The 18,485-nt window shown below is 39.8% G+C and carries 10 protein-coding genes and 2 pseudogenes; 4 read left to right on the top strand and 8 right to left on the bottom strand.

Annotated features, from left to right (window positions below; translation table 11 throughout):
* Window positions 1-4: 4 nt before the first annotated feature.
* From HMPREF0669_RS07480 to HMPREF0669_RS07470, 3 genes are all read right to left on the bottom strand, one after another.
* Window positions 5-1,162, bottom strand: a complete 1,158-nt coding sequence (locus HMPREF0669_RS07480) for a glycosyltransferase family 1 protein (protein ID WP_009228086.1) — start codon at window positions 1,160-1,162, stop codon at window positions 5-7.
* Between the two features lie 25 nt (window positions 1,163-1,187).
* Entirely contained in the window at window positions 1,188-2,102 is a 915-nt protein-coding gene (locus HMPREF0669_RS07475; protein ID WP_009228087.1) for a lysophospholipid acyltransferase family protein, read from the bottom strand.
* Window positions 2,103-2,168: 66 nt separating this feature from the next.
* Window positions 2,169-3,995: an ABC transporter ATP-binding protein gene (locus HMPREF0669_RS07470; RefSeq protein WP_009228088.1), complete on the bottom strand. Its 1,827-nt coding sequence runs from the start codon at window positions 3,993-3,995 to the stop codon at window positions 2,169-2,171.
* A 302-nt stretch (window positions 3,996-4,297) separates the two neighbouring features.
* On the opposite strand from HMPREF0669_RS07470, the gene HMPREF0669_RS07465 reads away from it, so the two are divergent.
* From HMPREF0669_RS07465 to HMPREF0669_RS10450, 4 genes and pseudogenes are all read left to right on the top strand, one after another.
* Window positions 4,298-6,379, top strand: a complete 2,082-nt coding sequence (locus tag HMPREF0669_RS07465; protein WP_009228089.1) for a GDSL-type esterase/lipase family protein — start codon at window positions 4,298-4,300, stop codon at window positions 6,377-6,379.
* Window positions 6,380-7,069: 690 nt separating this feature from the next.
* On the top strand, window positions 7,070-8,374 hold the full coding sequence (locus HMPREF0669_RS07460; RefSeq protein WP_044045742.1) for a hypothetical protein: 1,305 nt from the start codon (window positions 7,070-7,072) through the stop codon (window positions 8,372-8,374).
* Window positions 8,375-8,478: 104 nt separating this feature from the next.
* Window positions 8,479-8,739: pseudogene (locus HMPREF0669_RS10455) on the top strand (imelysin); the annotation flags it as partial.
* A 45-nt stretch (window positions 8,740-8,784) separates the two neighbouring features.
* A pseudogene (locus HMPREF0669_RS10450) lies at window positions 8,785-9,263 on the top strand (cytochrome c biogenesis protein); the annotation flags it as partial.
* Window positions 9,264-9,931: 668 nt separating this feature from the next.
* Here HMPREF0669_RS10450 and HMPREF0669_RS07445 read toward each other — a convergent pair.
* The 5 genes from HMPREF0669_RS07445 to HMPREF0669_RS07425 all read right to left on the bottom strand — a co-directional run bounded on the left by HMPREF0669_RS07445 (window position 9,932) and on the right by HMPREF0669_RS07425 (window position 18,179).
* Complete coding sequence (locus tag HMPREF0669_RS07445) at window positions 9,932-10,879, bottom strand: FKBP-type peptidyl-prolyl cis-trans isomerase (RefSeq protein WP_020967302.1); 948 nt, start codon at window positions 10,877-10,879, stop codon at window positions 9,932-9,934.
* A gap of 146 nt (window positions 10,880-11,025) precedes the next feature.
* Window positions 11,026-11,901 carry an FKBP-type peptidyl-prolyl cis-trans isomerase gene (locus HMPREF0669_RS07440; RefSeq protein WP_009228093.1) on the bottom strand — a complete coding sequence of 292 codons (876 nt, stop codon included), beginning with the start codon at window positions 11,899-11,901 and terminating at the stop codon, window positions 11,026-11,028.
* A gap of 74 nt (window positions 11,902-11,975) precedes the next feature.
* Window positions 11,976-12,581, bottom strand: coding sequence for an FKBP-type peptidyl-prolyl cis-trans isomerase (locus tag HMPREF0669_RS07435; RefSeq protein ID WP_009228094.1), 606 nt, complete (start codon window positions 12,579-12,581; stop codon window positions 11,976-11,978).
* Window positions 12,582-13,181: 600 nt separating this feature from the next.
* Window positions 13,182-14,948 (bottom strand): RagB/SusD family nutrient uptake outer membrane protein, encoded by a 1,767-nt coding sequence (locus tag HMPREF0669_RS07430; RefSeq protein ID WP_009228095.1) that lies wholly within the window; start codon window positions 14,946-14,948, stop codon window positions 13,182-13,184.
* 27 nt (window positions 14,949-14,975) lie between these two features.
* Entirely contained in the window at window positions 14,976-18,179 is a 3,204-nt protein-coding gene (locus tag HMPREF0669_RS07425; protein ID WP_009228096.1) for a TonB-dependent receptor, read from the bottom strand.
* Window positions 18,180-18,485 lie beyond the last annotated feature (306 nt).

Genomic DNA, 18,485 nt, shown 5'->3' with positions numbered 1-18,485 from the left:
AATCTTATCTTTTCATCGATAAACGCTTGGTTTCGATGGTTTTTAGATATTGTTGTTGCACCTGAACTGCCACGTTATTGTTTTCGAATCGGGTGACATATTCACGGGCTTTTTGCGCTCTTTGGGTTCTTTCTTCAGGGTTGTCGAGCAGCTGTTTCAATGCTGCTGCCATGCCTTCAACATCGTCTGGGTGAACATATAGGCACGAGTTGCCTCCCGCTTCTTCTAAACATGAGCCTGTGCAAGCCACAACACACAATCCACATTGAATGGCTTCGATGATGGGAAGACCGAAACCTTCGTAGCGAGAAGGGTAAACAAAGCAGGTGGCAAGCTGATAAATGCCCGCCAAATCGTCGTTGCTCACGTTGTTCAAAATATGTACTCTTGAGGTAAGGGCGTGGCTCTTTGTCCATGCTTCGATCTCCTTTACATATGGAGTGTTGCGCCCAACGATAACAAGGTGGGTGTCGTTGGATAGCAAGGGCAAGGCTTTTACTGCCTGAAGGATATTTTTTCGCTTCTCAATGGTGCCGACGTTTAAAATGAATTGTTGTGGAAGTTGAAACTTTTGGCGAATTGCTTGTAGCTGATTGTTAGAGAGATGAGTTTGAAAACGCTGTGATGCCGATTGATAAATAACATCTATTTTGTCTTCAGGATAATTGCCAAAGTGCATGATATCGAACTTGGTTCGCTCGCTGATAGCAATCATTCGGTCGGCTTCTTGGCAGGCTTTCTTAAACTTCCAGCGATAGATTGCTACGTCAAGAGGGTTGTAAAACTCGGGATGACGAAGGAAAATAAGGTCGTGAATGGTTACAACTGCAGCCGTGTTAGTGCGTTTTATGCCGATAGGAAGCTCACCCGACAAGCCGTGAAACAGGTCTATTGGCTCTGCTTTGATTTGTTTTGTGATGCCAAAGGTGCGCCACAAGCCACGCATGATGCCGTTAGAAGCTTTTTGAGGATAGACGTATTGAACCTGATTGCTATCGATTACCTGACTTCTTAGCTGTTCATTGCCAAACGAAGGGGTGTAAAGTAGCAACTTATCATTAGTTTCTAACAGCGGAACTAATGAGTTAATGAGGTTTCTTCCATAGCTTCCTAAGCCCGTGTTGTTATTCACTATGCGCTTAGCATCATATCCTATAATCATTGTTTATCGGTGTTTGGGGTTGTGATTACTTAGGAACAACCTTTCCATTTTCAATTATAAATCTGCTATCAAACTCTTCTTTGGTGCGTTTCCAACGCTTATGTGTCCAAAGATAAAGGTGTGGTTGATTTTTAATTGATTGCTCGAGCATTTTGAAGAATTGACGAGTTATCTCGTGTTCGGGCATACTTTGTGGATCTTTTGTAATCAAATGAAATTCACAAGTGTAGTAACCTCGCTTCGGTCTGTTCATCTCTACATAGTAAACGGCATTGTTCATCTTTCGCATTATGCGCTCTGTTCCTGTGAAAACAGGCGTTTCGTGATTCAGAAAAGGAAGCCAAAGGTGAATGTTTTGCCATCTTGGCGACTGGTCGGAGATATACCCAAACAAACTTCTTACACCCTCTTTGCGATATTGAACGAGGTATCTTAGAATTTCATTCTTAGGCACTGGCACTCCACCAACGCACGAACGCAATTGATAAAACAATTTATCTATTGTTTTATTTCTGATGGGTTTGTAGATAAGTCCTATCTTTCTGTCGCTCGGAAGACTAATACCTATGCACGAAAGCCACTCCCAATTGCAGTAATGTCCTAATATTCCTGCGCAATCTTGCCCTTCTTTGAAACATTCTTCAATGTGTTTTGCATTGATAATAGTGAGTCGTTTGCTCAGTTCTTCTTTACTGATAGATAACAATTTCACCGATTCGATGAAGTAATCGGCAAACCAACGATAAAATTTTCGTTCGATTTCTTTTAGCTCTTCTTGCGACTTTTCAGGAAAAGATGATGTAAGATTGCTTTTTACCACATTTCTTCTGTATCGTAAGATGTAGTAAATCAATACGAAACCCATATCCGATAGGCGATAAAGGCACCACATCGGCAATAGAGAAAGGGTGTAGAAGAAAGCGTAAATCAATCTGTACATAGTGTAATTAAATAGCTTTATAGTGCTGATTGTAAGCTTTTGGCGACGTGAAAGTAGTGTTGTAGCCTACTTTTGCATGTCGTTTAATCGTTTATAATAACCGTCTTTATTCAGTAATTCTTCGTGAGTTCCCTGCTCAACAATCTCTCCTTGATGCAGAACACATATCTCATCGGCATGTCGAATGGTAGAAAGTCGGTGTGCAATAGCGATTGTTGTGCGACTTTTCATGAGTCTTTCCAAAGCGTCTTGCACCAATCTTTCACTCTCAGTGTCGAGTGCACTGGTTGCTTCATCAAGTATTAAGATAGGCGGATTCTTTAATATTGCACGTGCAATGCTCACTCTTTGGCGTTGACCACCAGACAAACGACTACCTCTGTCGCCTATGTTTGTGTCGTATTGGTTCTCTGATTGCAAAATAAACTCGTGTGCATTGGCAATCTTTGCCGCCTCTTCAATCTGCTCTAAAGAAGCGTCTTCCACTCCAAAAGAAATGTTGTTTCTAAACGAATCGTTAAAAAGAATAGCCTCTTGGTTCACATTTCCCATCAATTCTCTTAGGTTATTCACTCCTAAGTCCTTAATGTTGATGCCATCAATGAGTATCTCTCCCTCTTGAACATCATAGTAACGAGGAATTAAATCCACAAGAGTACTCTTGCCACTACCGCTTTGTCCCACCAAAGCAACAGTCTTTCCTTTAGGAATTACGAGGTTGATATGGCGAAGAACCCATTGTTCGTTGTATTTAAACGAAACATTTTTGAATTCTATTTGATGGTTAAAACCATTGATTTGAACAGGCTTTTCGGGGTCTTTAATAGCTATTTCTGCCTTTAATATCTTGTCGATTCGCTCCATAGAAGCCAGTCCTTTGGGGATAGCATAACCCGCTTTAGAAAACTCTTTCAAGGGGTTAATGATGCTATAAAGTATCACAAGGTAATAAATAAAGGTCGAACCGCTTATCGAGTTGTAGTTTAACACGAGCATTCCACCAAACCAAAGCACCACAACAATCATCACTGTGCCCATGAATTCGCTCATTGGGTGAGCCATTTGCTGGCGAATTGCAACCTTTTTAACGCTATTTCGATAGTCGCTGTTCACCTTATCGAATCGTTTATTCATCTTTTCTTCAGCGCAAAACGCTTTAATGATGCGCAAACCGCCAAGCGTTTCTTCTACTTGACTCATGGTATCGCTCCACAAACTTTGTGCTGTTAGCGAGCCAGCTTTTAGCTTTCTGCCCACAAGACCCATGATCCAGCCAAACAAAGGCACAAAAAGAAGGGTGAAAATGGTGAGTTGCCACGAGATGAAGATAAGCGTACTGAAGTAGATAACGATAAGAATTGGATTCTTAAAAAGCATATCTAGCGACGACATGATAGAGTTTTCTACCTCTTGAACATCGCCACTCATTCGTGCAATGATATCTCCTTTGCGCTCTTCAGAGAAGAAACCCATTGAAAGCGATGTGATTTTACGATACAACTGATTGCGAATATCACGCACAATGCCTGTTCTTATGGGGATGATAGATGCCGAAGAAAGGAAGTATGCGCCCGTTTTTAAGAACGTCATCACAGCCAATAGCAAGCCAATAACAAGCAATGTAGTACTGGTGCCCCATTCATTAGCGAGCTGTTGCACATAGAAATCGGCATTATTGCTCACTACTTCTTTTATACTTGCTTCGTTCCAGCTCATCAAACGAGTTGCAACCGCTACTTTTTCCGTTTTGAATAGGATTTGAAGTATGGGTATAAGCGCAGCAAAAGAAAAGATATTCAATACTGCCGACAGTATGTTAAATAGTACAGAGAGTGCCAAATATTTTTTATAAGGTGGCACAAAGCGACGTAAGACCTGTAAAAACTCTTTCATAGATGTTGCAAAGTTAGTAGAAATAATTGCCAAATCAAAGTAAAAAACACATTTTTACTGCTCTTTAGTTTTATCCACTTCAAAATAAGTTATGCAGTGTTTCCTTTCTTCTTTCATTGTTCGTTGCCAACACATTCATAAACACTTTGTTTTATAACCATTTTTTCGGGGATAATGAAAAATGAAAGAAACCATCAAAAAGCCATTAAAAGCATGCAAAGTGTGGATAAAAATGATTAAGTTTGCACAAATACAATTCATCAATAACATTGTTTTAACACCCTAAAGATTTGAAATAAACAATGAAAAAGACTTTCCTTAGTTTTATATTTGCCCTGCTTACCCTTTGTTTGCATGCAGTTCAAAAGCCCATTAAAGTGGCATGTGTAGGAAACAGCATCACCTTTGGCTATTTGTTAGATAACCCTTCGACCGATAGTTACCCCTCTCAGCTTCAGAAAATGCTCGGAAACGGCTATGTTGTGGGCAACTTTGGGCATTCGGGAGCAACTCTTTTAAATCACGGACACCGCCCTTATACACAGCAAAAGGAATATACTGAGGCGTTAAATTATAAGGCAGACATCGTAGTTATTCATCTTGGAGTGAACGATACCGACCCTCGTAACTGGCCTTTTTATAGAGATGAGTTTGTTCCCGATTATATTTCGTTGGTCAATAGTTTTAAGAAAGTAAACCCAAAGGCGCACATCATCATTGCACGCATGAGTCCTTTAACCCATCAACATTTTCGTTTTTTAGCAGGAACACGTGACTGGCACAAGGATATTCAAAAAGAAATAGAATATGTTGCGGGCGTTGTTGGAGCGCAACTCGTCGACTTTTACGAACCATTAATCAGTCGTCCTTCGTTGCTTCCCGATGCGGTTCACCCCAATAAAGAGGGCGCAACCATTCTTGCAAACGTTGTTTATCAAGCCATAACAGGCGACTTTGGCGGATTGAAGATGCCCCTTTACTTTGGCGATAACATGGTGGTTGATTGGCAAAAGCCTTTTGTGGTAAACGGAACAGCTAACGCAAAGAGCCGTGTTTCGGTACAACTCAATAACCAAAAGAAAACCATTGAGGTAGGAATAGACGGACAATGGCAGGTTGAATTCTTGCCTTTAGAATTAGGAAAGAACTACACTTTGAAGGTAAGCGACAAACAAACTACCCTCACTTTCAAAGACATTGTTGCAGGAGAGGTGTGGGTTTGCTCTGGACAATCGAACATGGAGTTCCCTCTTTCGCACGCTATTAACGCCAAAGAGGCTCTTCCTCAGGCGCAAGACTCATTGCTTCGATTTTTGCATTTCAAGCCTCGTTGGAACACCGACGATGTTAGTTGGAGCACAACAGCTCTCGATTCTATCAACAAACTGCAATACTTCGAATCGAAAGGCTGGGCAAAATGCAACCCACAAACAGCTAGTTCGGCTTCGGCAGTTGCCTATTTCTTTGGCAAGATGTTGCGAGATAGCTTGAAAATGCCCATCGGTTTGGTGATGAATGCAGTGGGTGGAAGTACTACCGAGTCGTGGATAGACCGCCCAACACTCGAGAATAACATTCCAGAACTGCTCAACGATAGATATAATAAACAGGTGATGGTGATGCCATGGGTGATGCAACGCCGTGCAAAGAACGTGGCAAACGGCAAGAATCCACTGCAACTTCACCCCTATAACCCCACTTATTTATACGATAGTGCAATACGTCCGCTACACAATATGGCTGTAAATGGAGTGATTTGGTATCAAGGTGAATCGAATGCAACCAACATTGAGATACACGAACGCTTGTTTCCGCTTTTAATTCAGTCGTGGCGTAGCTTCTTTGCCGATAGCTCCCTACCCTTCTACTATGTTCAGTTATCGTCGATCAACCGCACCTCTTGGCCCTGGTTTCGTGATAGTCAGCGCAAGATGATGCAACAATTGGCAAACACAGGTATGGCAGTTAGTAGCGATTGGGGCGACTCTCTCGACGTGCACCCACGCAACAAACAACCCATTGGTGAGCGTTTAGCACGTTGGGCTTTGTTGAAACACAAGGGATTTGAGCAGATAGTGCCCAGCGGTCCGTTGTTTGTTGGAGCGAAGATGCAAGGCAAAAAAGTGGTGGTAGAATTTCAATATGGAAAGAATCTCACCACAGCCGACAATCAACCTTTGCGCACTTTAGAACTTGCAGGTGCCGATAAGGTGTTTTATCCAGCCCAAACCACTTTGAAAGATGGTGTTCTTGAGGCGTGGAGCGACAGCGTTCAGCAACCCAAATTTGTGCGTTATGCTTATCAACCCTTCACTCGTGGCAATTTGGTGAACAGCGATAAGCTACCAGCATCTACCTTCTTGTCTGCCATTAGCGCAAAGTGACAGAGGCAGAACGCTGCTATTAAAGTGCGAAAGCGTGGCAAGGAGCGTGGAAGACAGAGGCTAAGAATTTTCAATCTACCAACCATTGGCACACGATGTGCTATGCGGTTGAGCAACAGGTCTTTTTATGTTGCCTTTCAATAACGATGATATTACACTGCAATGGCATTGCTTTTGGGGTGTTATATCATTGCTATTAGGAACCAATAGCAATGATATAACTTCTTGGTGCGATGAAGATTTCGTTCAGCCTACATTTTATTCAATGTTGGTATGTACCCTAAAGTAATGAGGAATACCTAAAAGTAGGTAGGAATAAATTTACCAATAAATGAGTATTGCAAAAGAAAAGCTCAATACCTATCTTTGCATCATAGTAAAATTCATAAACTTATTGAGCATAAAGTTTTTTTAATGGTAAAATTATGAAGAAAGTGCAGAGGTGATTGATCGTTAGAATCGTCAATTACAACACGCAATATTGTTTCTTATTTTGTTGTTGTTGTGTTATTGGAGATATGCGAATAATTGCGCTACTGCACTTCTTTTTATTTCGATATCCTTCGTTTTCTTTTTCCTGATTATTGTTTTTTTATAAAAAATATACCAAATTTTAGGTATTGTATGTATTGTCAAATGTCTGTAAGTTTGCAGCCTAAAATATATAAAAACGAATTTTTCAAAATGCAAATGAGAACAAGACGTATCGCACATTTAATGACTCTTTTAGCCATTAGCACCACTATTAGTGCTCAGAATGTAGCTACTGACAGTGTAGCACAACCAGCAAAGAAATCAAAACTCACTCTTGGTGGGTATGGAGAAGCTGCTTTTAGTCGTAATTTTTACAGCGATAATCAATATCGTTACCCACGAAAAGATGCTCATAAGAATGCTCCAAGTAATGGACGTTTCGACATTCCGCATGCAGTTATCTATCTTGGTTACGACTTTGGAAAGGGCTGGAGCATGGGAACAGAAGTTGAATTCGAACACACAGGCACTGGTTCTGCCATTGAAATAGCAACAGACGAGGATGGAGAATACGAACACGAAATAGAAAAAGGCGGTGAAGTTGAATTAGAACAATTTTGGATTCAAAAGACATTCCGTCCTTGGGCTAACCTCAGAATCGGTAATCTTATTGTTCCAGTAGGCCTAAATAACTCGCATGACGAGCCTCTTGAATTCTTTACAGTGTGTCGTCCTGAAGGCGAAAACACGATACTTCCAAACATATGGCACGATACTGGCTTTAGTCTTTGGGGTGAAGTGAAGAACTGGAAGTATGAAGTTCAGATGATTGCAGGCCTCAATGCTCTTCAATTCTCACGCAACAAATGGGCGCATAACGCTGCTGGTTCGGCCTTTGAGTTTAAACCTGCTAACAAATATGGGTTTGTTTTGCGACTCGATAACTATTCTATCGATGGTTTAAGACTTGGTTTAAGCGGTTATTATGGATTGGCAATGCACAACACTTATCCTAATGAAATGGAAGAAAAGGATAAGATTAACGACAAAGTACGTGGTAATGTGTTTATTGGTTCGATAGACTTTACCTATGAAAAATACAACTGGATTGTGCGAGGTCAAGCCGATTATGGAACCTTGAGCGATGCAAGTGTCATTAGTAACATCAAAGCTAACACCCAAAAGGAATCTCCTTTCGATAAAACAGCAGTGGGAAAAGCCGCAACAGCCATTGGTATTGAAGCTGGATACGACGTCTTTTCTCAGATAGCTAAAATGAAAGCCGACAATCAAAAACTATATATTTTTGGACGATACGACTTCTACGATTCTTATATTCACGATAAAAGCCAAAGCAATAACGATTATACCCGAGTTCGAAAGATCACCTTTGGCTTAAATTATCTACCCATTCCACAAGTGGTTCTCAAAGCTAATTTTGCCGAACGACTATTCCTTGGCAAGTATAATAACGAGCCAAGTATCAACATAGGAATTGCTTATCAAGGCTTCTTCCTTTAAAGTAGTGTCGTGAAAAGAAACAAGTCGAAATTGAATCAAATAACTCTTTTAAAACAATAAAAGAGATTTCCTAGTATGCATTGTTGTTTGCTATAGCCGGAACAATGAGTTTTAGCTTCAGTTCTTGTAGTGAAAGCGATCCTAACTCGCCCACAAACGAAACCACAGAGGTGAACTTAGAGAAAGTAACTCAGCAATATGTCAACGACGTAGTGTTTGTAACTTATTCTAAATTAGCCGACCAATCAGAGCAATTGTTCAATAAGTTAGAAGCTTTAAGAGCCAAACTTAACGCAGGACAAACCGTTAATCAGCCTGAAATTGACGCCCTTTGTGATAACTATAAAGAGGCAAGAAAGATATGGGAAGCAAGCGAAGCGTTCTTCTATGGTGCTGCAGATGAGAAGAATATAGACCCACAAATCACTAATGTTATGCCTGTGCTCAACTCTCCATTGTTGGCTATCACGTTAGTATTATCATGATGGGCTATGCTCTTCTCGCCTTTACTTTTGTTTGTTCGCTCACTTCTTTGGTTTTATATCTGCTTCATCGCCAGTCGACCGACGTGCAACAGCAAAATATTAAGGCTTTGCAAATGTTGTCGATGCTATTCCTTTTGCCTGCATTGGTGGCGCTTTGCTATGGTATTTTCATTGGAGCTATATGGGCAAACATATCTTGGGGGTAGTATTGGAGCTGAGATCCAAAAGAAACTTGGGCGCTTATTACACTTATGGTCTATGCTGTTCCTGTGCATTTCTTCTATTCAAGGCATCAGCATGCGCCTCTCTTCTATCACATCTACATGCTTTTGGTCTTCTCAACTGTGCTGATGACCTACTTTGGAGTGAACTATTTTCTTGGCGGAATGCATAGCTATGTTTAGCGAAATGCAGACGTTGAAGTGTAAAAGGATTGTTTTGGGATTGGAAATAAAATACTCTTGTTGGGTTGTGATATTGTTATAGGGCTGAACTCTTGATGCTTTCCTAGGTATATAAAGAAAAACATGCAGATACAATCACTTGCATCTGCATGTCAAAGAATAATGTTACCGTATGCCTTCTATCACAAATTTGTTATAGATGACATAACGATTGTTACAAAATCTAATAACATAATCTTTACCTTAATCTATCAAAAACTACTAACCTAATGAAAACTTATTGTATATATTCTCGCGAATACGATGCAAATGTATGAATAAAAATCGAATAAACATTCAAAAGTATTACTTTTTTTTTATTCTCTTTGCAGTATTATTGATATAAGTCAAGTGGAAATAAGTATCTTTTCTAGCATATATACCTCCGAAGATAGTGTTGCATTATGGTTGTATTTTGTGAATTTTATTTGGGTTAGATGATGTTTTAGATTATAGATATAAGCCATTATATAAATGAGAAACTACCTCTATTTACGCCTTTTGATGTAAATAGAGGTAGTTTTTATGAAAGAAGAAAGTGTGAATAGCAATACTCGTAGGTTGTTTGTATGTATCTTTAAGTTTGTTGTGTGCTATGTTCTTCTTCTTGTTTGATTTTGAATTAGGTTTTATTTCTTTTTCTTTGGTTGCACTTTCACTGGCTCAGCTTCCTTCTTTTCGCTAGTATCTTCGGTTTTAACCAATTCAACATCAAAGATAAGAGTAGAATAAGGCTTAATTGCTGGAGTTGGAGAGCTTGCTCCATAAGCTAATTCTGCAGGTATAAACAATTGCCATTTACTTCCTACTGGCATCATTGTGAGGGCTTCTGTCCATCCTTTAATTACCTGACTTGCTCCGAATGTTGTTTCTTGTGGATTGCGTTTGTATGAGTTGTCGAATTCAGTTCCATCGATGGTGCGACCAACATACTTCACTGTTACCATGTCTGTTGCCTTTGGAATGGCTCCATTTCCTTCAGTAATCACTTTATATTGCAAACCGCTTGGGGTTGTTTTTACACCTTCTTTGGTTGCATTGTCTTTCAACCATTTTTCGTTTTCATTCTTAATGGTAGCTATTTTTCTTTCTTCGTTGGCTTTATAAAAGTCGGTGAAGTACTTTTCTGCCTTGTTGAAAGTGAATAGAGTGCTATCGTTTAGTACGCCAGCAACGAATCCTTGATAGAAAGGATCGAGTGAAAGACTGTCTGATGAATCTTTGAATGCGTTGCGAGTTGTTGGAATTACTTGGTTTTGAACGGTGCTAAACACTGCTACTCCTGCGTTGTATGCGCTGAATGCCTTATCGCCTTGCTTTGCACGGGCATCTTTGAAACCTTGCACAAAGGCTGCTAAATCGCTTTCTGTTAAGCCATATTGGCCTTTAAGATACTCCATTAAGCGACCTGTTGAGAACAAACCTGAAGCATAACTCAATGAGTCGGCACGAGAAGTGAGTGTTACTACGTTTGCAGTGGCTTTGCTCTTTTTATTTGTTTTGTTGGTGTTGCCTGCGCTCATTGTTGTTGCAAGGCTACCAAGAAGCAAGCAAGCTATTAATATTGTCTTTTTCATTTCAATAAAAGATATAGAATATAAAGAATAAAAATGGTATAAAGTTGATGAGCAATAGCTTATCTGTTTTATACTCTTTGTTATGATTTAAAAGAGGGACAGATTAAAAATATCTGTCCCTTTTGTTCTTTTTATAGAATGATGGATTATTTTCCGTTAACTCCTAACAATTCTATTTTGAAGATAAGTGTAGAGAATGGTTGGATAGGACCAGAGTTTTGGCTACCATAAGCCAAGTCTTGTGGGATGTAAACTTCCCAAACACTACCTACAGGCATGCGCTTAATCGCTTCTGTCCAACCTTTAATTACTTGGTTAAGACGGAACTCTGCTGGTTGTTTTCTTTCGTAACTGCTTTCAAAAACCTTACCATCTATGGTGCGTCCTTCATAGTGAACCTTAACCATTGAGGTGTCTGTTGGAAGCTCACCCTTACCTTCTTTAATGACTTTATATTGCAAACCGTTAGGAAGAGTTACTACTCCTGGTTTCTTTTTGTTTGCTGCAAGGAAAGCTTCACCTGCTTTTTTGTTTGCTGAGAATTGCTTTTCGTTGCTTTCGCCTTGAATCTTTTTGAATAAACGTTCTGCTATTTGACCAGCTTTTTGGGCATCCATTATTTCGTTTTTACCTGTTGCTCCGTTGATGAAACCTGCGATGAAGTTTTTCAAAGAGATTGTTTTTGTGCTGTCGCCACTGAACAATTGGCTACTAATATCTTTGACATAGCGGCCACCAAGGTTCTGTCCTACTTGTAAACCAGCATAATATGCTGCCTTTTTCTTATCGTCTCCAGAGTTTGCACCATCGTTTACACCTTTGATGAACTCGTTGATATAAGTGGTATCTACGCCCATTCTTTCAGAAAGAACGTTCTTAAAGTCGCCTGTTTGAGCAACACCCATAGCATAACTCAATGTGTCTACGTCGGTTTTAAGGTCAGCTTTAGGAGTTGAATTGCCACAAGATGAGAATGCAATTGCTGCAAATACAGTTGCTGCAGCTAATGTAATTTTTTTCATTTTGATATAATTGTTTTTTATAGTTTATTGCTTTTATTTTATTTGTAAACTGCTCTTTTATTGCAGTGGGGCGATTATTGAACCTCGATAAGTTCTACATCGAACACCAATGCAGCGAAAGGAGGAATAGAAGCGCCTGCACCTCTCTCGCCATAACCAAGAGTATAAGGAATGAAGAAGCGGTATTTAGAACCTTCTGTCATCAATTGTAGACCTTCAGTCCAGCCTGCAATCACTTGATTTAGTGGGAAAGTAGCTGGTTCGCCACGTTGAACTGAGCTGTCAAATAGTGTTCCATCAACAAGCATTCCTTCGTAATGGCACTTTACTTTGTCGGTAGCTTTAGGGCGTTTGCCGTTTCCTTCTTTGATAACAAGATATTGCAAGCCACTAGGAAGAGTTACTACGCCTTCTTTCTTTGCGTTTTCTGCAAGGTATTTCTCGCCTTCTTCTTTAGCTTTTTTACCCATTTCTGCAGCTGCAGCACGTTGCTTTTCTTCTTGTTTTTGGAAGAATTCTTGAACGATCACTTGTGCTTCAGCCTCGTCTAGTTTAAGTTGTCCACCTGCCACAACATCTTTAATTGCTTGTGCAAAATCATCAATACTAAGTTGTTCGGCACCCATTTGAGCCAATTGGCGACCTATTCCAAGGCCTAAAGCATAGCTAAGTTTATCCATAATTGTTTATAAATCGTATTTTATTTATTTGTTTTCTTGTTTTGTTTACTAAGTTTGTGCATATCAATATCTATAAGACTACCCTATTGTGCTGTGTCTTTTAGCAACTAAAGAGTTTCGCCTTTATTATTTTAAGGCACCACATAGTTCTATGCAAAGTTAATCTTTTTATTTGTTTCAGCATCTATTAGCATCACTATTTTTATTTTTTTGTGCCTTTCGTTTTCTTTCTTTATAAAAAGAATGTGATAAAGTGATAAAAGAAAAGCTGTGTTTTTGCGTTGCAATGGCATTGTTTTTATGCTTTAATAGCATTGAGATTGGGGACTAAAAGCTATGTTTTTTATTTGGGGCTGATATGTTATTGGTAACTAGCGGAATAAAGGCAGTTTGAAAGTTGCGTTATTTCTCTATGGGTGTTTAAGGTGAATGTGAGAGGATTGGATAGCTATGCTGGTGTGAGGGTTGTTTTGTTGGTGGGTGAATGTATTTTGATGGGGAGGATAGAATAAGTATATGTGTGATAGAAAACGAGCAGGATGCACTTAGAAAAGTGTCCTGCTCGTTTTGTTTTGTTAGAAATTATTCAAGGATAGGATATTATTCCCAGCCTGGATTTTGTTTAAGTATGTCTTTACTTAATACCAATTCTTGTTTTGGTATAGGATATAAGAAGCGATGGTCATTTGTTTTCCATTGTCTTCCTGCATCATCAAGCTTCTTAGCAGCTTTATATTGGTATAGATAGGTTGCTCCATTGTATTCTATCGTTGGGCGTCCTGTCTTACTATCGAATGTACCTGCAGGGAATTCGCTGATAGATTGTGGTGTAATCTTAATACCGAACATTGTTTTTGGATTAGACAATAGCTTCATTGCGTTCCATCGTTTGAGGTCGTCGAGGCGGAATCCTTCTGCAACAAGTTCAATTCGACGTTCACGTCTGATCTCATAAAGAAGATTAGAGAGTGTGTAACCATAATCAATAGCCTTAGCATCGGCAACTGGAGTTGTGGTTAAGTGAGGCATTCCCACACGATCACGCAACTTGTTGATGGTTTTATCGAGAACATCTTGTGTGCAAGTACCCAATTCTGCATTTGCTTCTGCATTGATGAGCAACACTTCTGCATAACGATAAACGAACCAGTCGAATGTAGAGTTACGTGCTTCTTGTTGCACAGTGTTAGCATGATGGAATTTAACGCAGTCGTAACCAGTTACAGATTTGCTCGATCCTACTCTATTTGCAATTTCGTTAGCAATGCGTTGACCGTTGCGTACATAGTAAGGTTTATGACTATTGTCTACTATTTGATACAAACGAGGGTCACGATTGGTTATTTCTGTTTCTAAATTGTCGTCACCTGCATAGCCTGAACCACTATTGTAGATAGGTGTTCCGTCTTTCATTAAGAACGATTCGATGAAGTCTTTAGATAAACCCATACCTCCATTTTGTGCTTGTCTACCCAATTCGTGAGTTAAAACTCCTGTTTGATAGAAGCGAGCAAGAATACATTCCTTGTTGTTTGATAGATCTTCTTGAGTGAATTGGTTAGAGTAATCAAGAGGATAATCTGCGTAAGGAAGTTGGTCGCAACCTGCATTTGTGCCCTTTACGATGTCGAATTTACCCAAAGCCATCAAGGTATCGGTTTGTGCCACTGCTTTTTCTAATAGCGCATTAGCACTTAAATCTCCCGTTCCTGCTTGTTTGTGGTATTTTTTATAGGTACCAAAGTGTAGATAGATGCGTGCCAACTGGGTGCGTGCAGCTTCTTTGTTGAGGCGTCCAGACTCTGATAATGCCTTCTCAGGAAGCCATCTTATAGCAAATTTAAAGTCCTCAATAACATGCTTAAGCACTTCATCTTGTGGGTCACGAGGCTTATATAGTTGCTCTGTATCATCAGTTTGAAGGTCTGTATCATAGTAGGGAACGTCTCCAAACATCTTCAATTTGTTGAAATAATGTAATCCACGGAAGAAGCGAACCTCTGCAACATACTTGTTAATTTCATCTTGATTGCCTTGAACTTTATTGTAACGTTTCATAAAGTAGTTGCAATTTCTGATGTCGTTCCAATACCATCCGTTGCCAGAAGATGCTTCTGTAGGTACAGTCATTTCATCAAATAGATAAGAACTATAGTTAGATGTAACGAAGTTATCGCTGACATCGTCGAGATGTGCCGATGGACTACTTAGTGCTCCGTATAGTCCGTTGGCATAAAGTTTTAAGTCTTGGGTTGAGTTCCAATATGTTTTATCTGTAAAAGAGTCAAGCGGAGACAAGTCTGTATAATCACACGCAGCAGCCATACCTGCAAGTAATGAAAGTGCGATATAATTTTTTAATTTCATAATAGTTGTTTTTTAGAAGGTGACACATTAGAATGTTAGATTCAAACCTACAGCAATTTTCTTGTTAATTGGATAGGTCATGTTGCTTAAAGTTTCAGGATCGAACGCCTTTATGAGTGAAGTGAAGGTGAATAGGTTTTCGCCTGTGATGTAAACTCTAAGACGTGAAACTCCAATCTTACTAACAATAGACTTTGGAAGGGTGTATCCTAAGGTTACATTCTTAAGTCTGCAGTAGCTTGCATCTTGTAAATAACGTGTACTTACACTGCGGTTGCCTCTGTTTGCCCATCCTAATTTAGGGAAGTATGCACCTGTATTTTCTGTAGTCCAATAGTCGAGAGATGTTGTAAGCGGTGTTTGCCACTCGTCAGTGAAGCCCCAAAATGCTGCAGAACCAGAGCCTGGGAACCAATCACGCTTACCAATTCCTTGCCAGAACATTTCAAAGTCGAATCCTTTATATTCTAATCCAGCTGTAATACCATAAGCAAAGCGTGGTGTAGAGTTACCAATTATCTTTTGGTCTCCAGGGTTTTTCAATGTATTGTCACCTCTGTCAATTTTGTTATCGCCATTTAAGTTCTCGAAACGAACGTCACCTGCGCCCCATTTTCCACCATAAAGGAAAGACTGGCTCACGTGTTTTGCTGCTTCTTCATCGCTTTGGAATAGTCCATTAGAAACGTAACCCCAGATCTCATTCATCTTACGTCCTACGTAATATTGACTGATAAGTCCTGTAGGGTTGTTGAATTTAGTGATGGTTGATTGGTAATCTGAGAGCACACCCTTAACATGATAAGACACACCACATGCCAAACGATCGTTCCATTCCAATGAAAGTTCCCAACCAACAGTCTTTAAGTTTGCTGCATTTTGGCGTGGAACGTTAGCTCCTAGCACTGAAGGAAGCACCTCTCCATTAACGAGCATGTCCTTAGTATTACGACGATACCAGTCGAAAGAGAAGTTAAGACGATTGCGAAGGAAGGTTGCATCGATACCTAAGTCAACCTGATTTACTTTCTCCCATGTGAAAGAAGAGCTTACAAGACCTGGTGCTGTGATGGCAACAGGAAGCTTTCCGCCAAGGATTGCGCCATATTTGCTGTTAGTTCCATAGGTTGCAAGGTATGGGAAGTTTCCATCTACTACCTGATTACCCAAAGATCCGTAAGAAGCACGTAGCTTTAAGTTGTCGCACCAGTCCTTCATGCTTTCAAAGAACTTTTCTTCTGATGCACGCCAAGCTACAGAAACAGATGGGAAGAATTGATAACGGTATCCTTTTTTGAATTTAGAAGAACCATCGTAACGGCCATTTAATTCAAGAAGATAGCGTCCTTGATAATCGTAGTTGATACGAGCAAAAGCACCATTGACAGACCATTGACCCATATTTCCGTTGATATTCATATCTCCAGTAGCCTGATTGACAGCTGGATTGTTAGAATCTATCAAGTCTTTTCTACCTGAAAAGTGATAGTCTGTTAGCTTCTTTTCTTGGTTATAACCTAACATAAATCTGAAGTTATGTGCTTTTTTTGCTAGCGATAGGTTATATTCTGCGAAAGCATTGAATGAAGAATAGTAGTCTTCGTTATTCACTTTGGTTACACTACTTGGGTTAGTCCAAGGATAATAGTTTTCTGATCCTGGCACAGCTGTGTAGTCGTAGAAGTTACGAACGTGTTGAGTTGAAGCCAAACTAAAGTAGTTCCAAGTGTAATCGGCATTGATAACAAGTCCTTTAATTGGAGTAAGTTTCAATCCAGCAGTCATCCAAAGGTCGTTTTGACGAGAGTTTGCGTTACCTCCTTGAGCCTGAATTGCAACAGGGTTAGTGAAGTTTCCTTGTCCTGCATAGTGGCCATCGGGGTGCCTAACTGGCATTAATGGACTCAAGTCTGATTTCATCATACCGCTATAAGCAGAGATACCAGAGTATGCTGTCGAGTTCATTGCAGTTGTTCCACCTGTTGGGTGCTTTTCTGTTGTATAGGTATGAGCAATCTTAGCCGACACTTCCATCCATGGAGTCAATTCAGATGTGATGTTAATGTTAGCGTTATACTTGTTGTATTTTTCGTTTACAGCTTTTAAAATACCGCCTTGATTGTTTGAACCGAGCGAAACATAGTAACGAGTTTTTTGGCTTCCACCGCTAATACTTGCGTTATAAATTTGTGAGAACGATGTTTTGTAAAGTTCTTTCCACCAGTCTGTGTTACCGTTATAGCCATATTTGAACTTATTATAGCTCTCATCGAAGAAAACAGGCTGATCATAAGTACCGTTCATGTACTTTTCTGTGTAAGAATATACCAATGGATTAAAATAATGTCCACTACCACCGCTGTTTTGATAAGCGATGTCCATCATCTTAAGATAGTCTAAAGAGTTGACATTATGCATTTCAAGAGCAGGCTTTTGCCAGTATCCTGAAGCCGAGAATTGCACTGTTGGGCGTGAATTAAGCTTACCCTTTTTAGTGGTAATGAGAATAACTCCATAGGCAGCACGTGCTCCATAGATAGCAGCAGACGCCGCATCTTTAAGTACTGAGATTGATTCTATATCGTCGGGGTTCACTAAATTGGCGTCCATTTGTACGTTATCAACTAATACAAGTGGTCCACCTCCGTTGAGAGACGTTGTTCCACGAACGTTAAACGATGCCCCTGCACCAGGAGCTCCACCCTTACCCATCGATACATTGAGGTTAGGTACAACACCTTGAAGACCTTGTCCGAGGTTACTTATAGGTCTATTTTCTAACACGCTACCGCTAACCGAAGCCACTGCACCTGTTAAATTGGCTTTCTTTTGAGTGCCATAACCCACAACAACCACCTCGTTTAGGTCGTTAATGTCGCTTTGTAGGGTAATGCGCATACCGCTTTGAGCTTTTGCGGTGTGTGATTTAAATCCCGTGTAAGAGAAAGTTAGCTGTGTACCAGGAGCAACATTGATAGAGAAATTACCATCTAAGTCGGTTACAGTACCCATTGAATTGCCTGCAGCACGTACTGTTACGCCAATAAGAGGCTCACCAGTGTTACTAAGTACCGATCCTTTGATTTGCTCTGCAGACCGTGTCTGTTGAATAATAGTGTTAGATGCTCCTGCCGAAATGTTGGGGAGGAGTAGCATTCCACATGCGAAAGTGGTGCTTCGCAATAGATGATTCAAGCGCATCTGTTGCGTTTTGTAGGTTAATCTTTTCATATTTATGTTATCAAAAAAGGTTTATTATTTGTTTAGTATGTAATTTTGGCTAACGATGGCAAATATATGGAAAGATTTTTGTAAATCTTCTCTATTTAAATTTTATTTTTAGTTAAATAAATTAAAACATTAAAATGAGAATGAAAATATTTATTTCCACCTTATTTATATAAAGAAAAGGCGGTAGGTGATGCTTCGTTTTTAGACTTCTTTACAAAAAAAAGTAGGTAACATTTGGTGCAAAATAAAAGCTCTTACAAGCACCTTGCACACCCGTTGCATTGCCTGTAAGAGCTAAAATAATTT

It is taken from the genome of Prevotella sp. oral taxon 299 str. F0039 (assembly GCF_000163055.2).
Taxonomy (GTDB): Bacteria; Bacteroidota; Bacteroidia; order Bacteroidales; family Bacteroidaceae; genus Prevotella.
The sequence above is the reverse complement of the archived record's forward strand: the minus strand, read 5'-3'. Positions and strand labels throughout refer to the sequence as shown.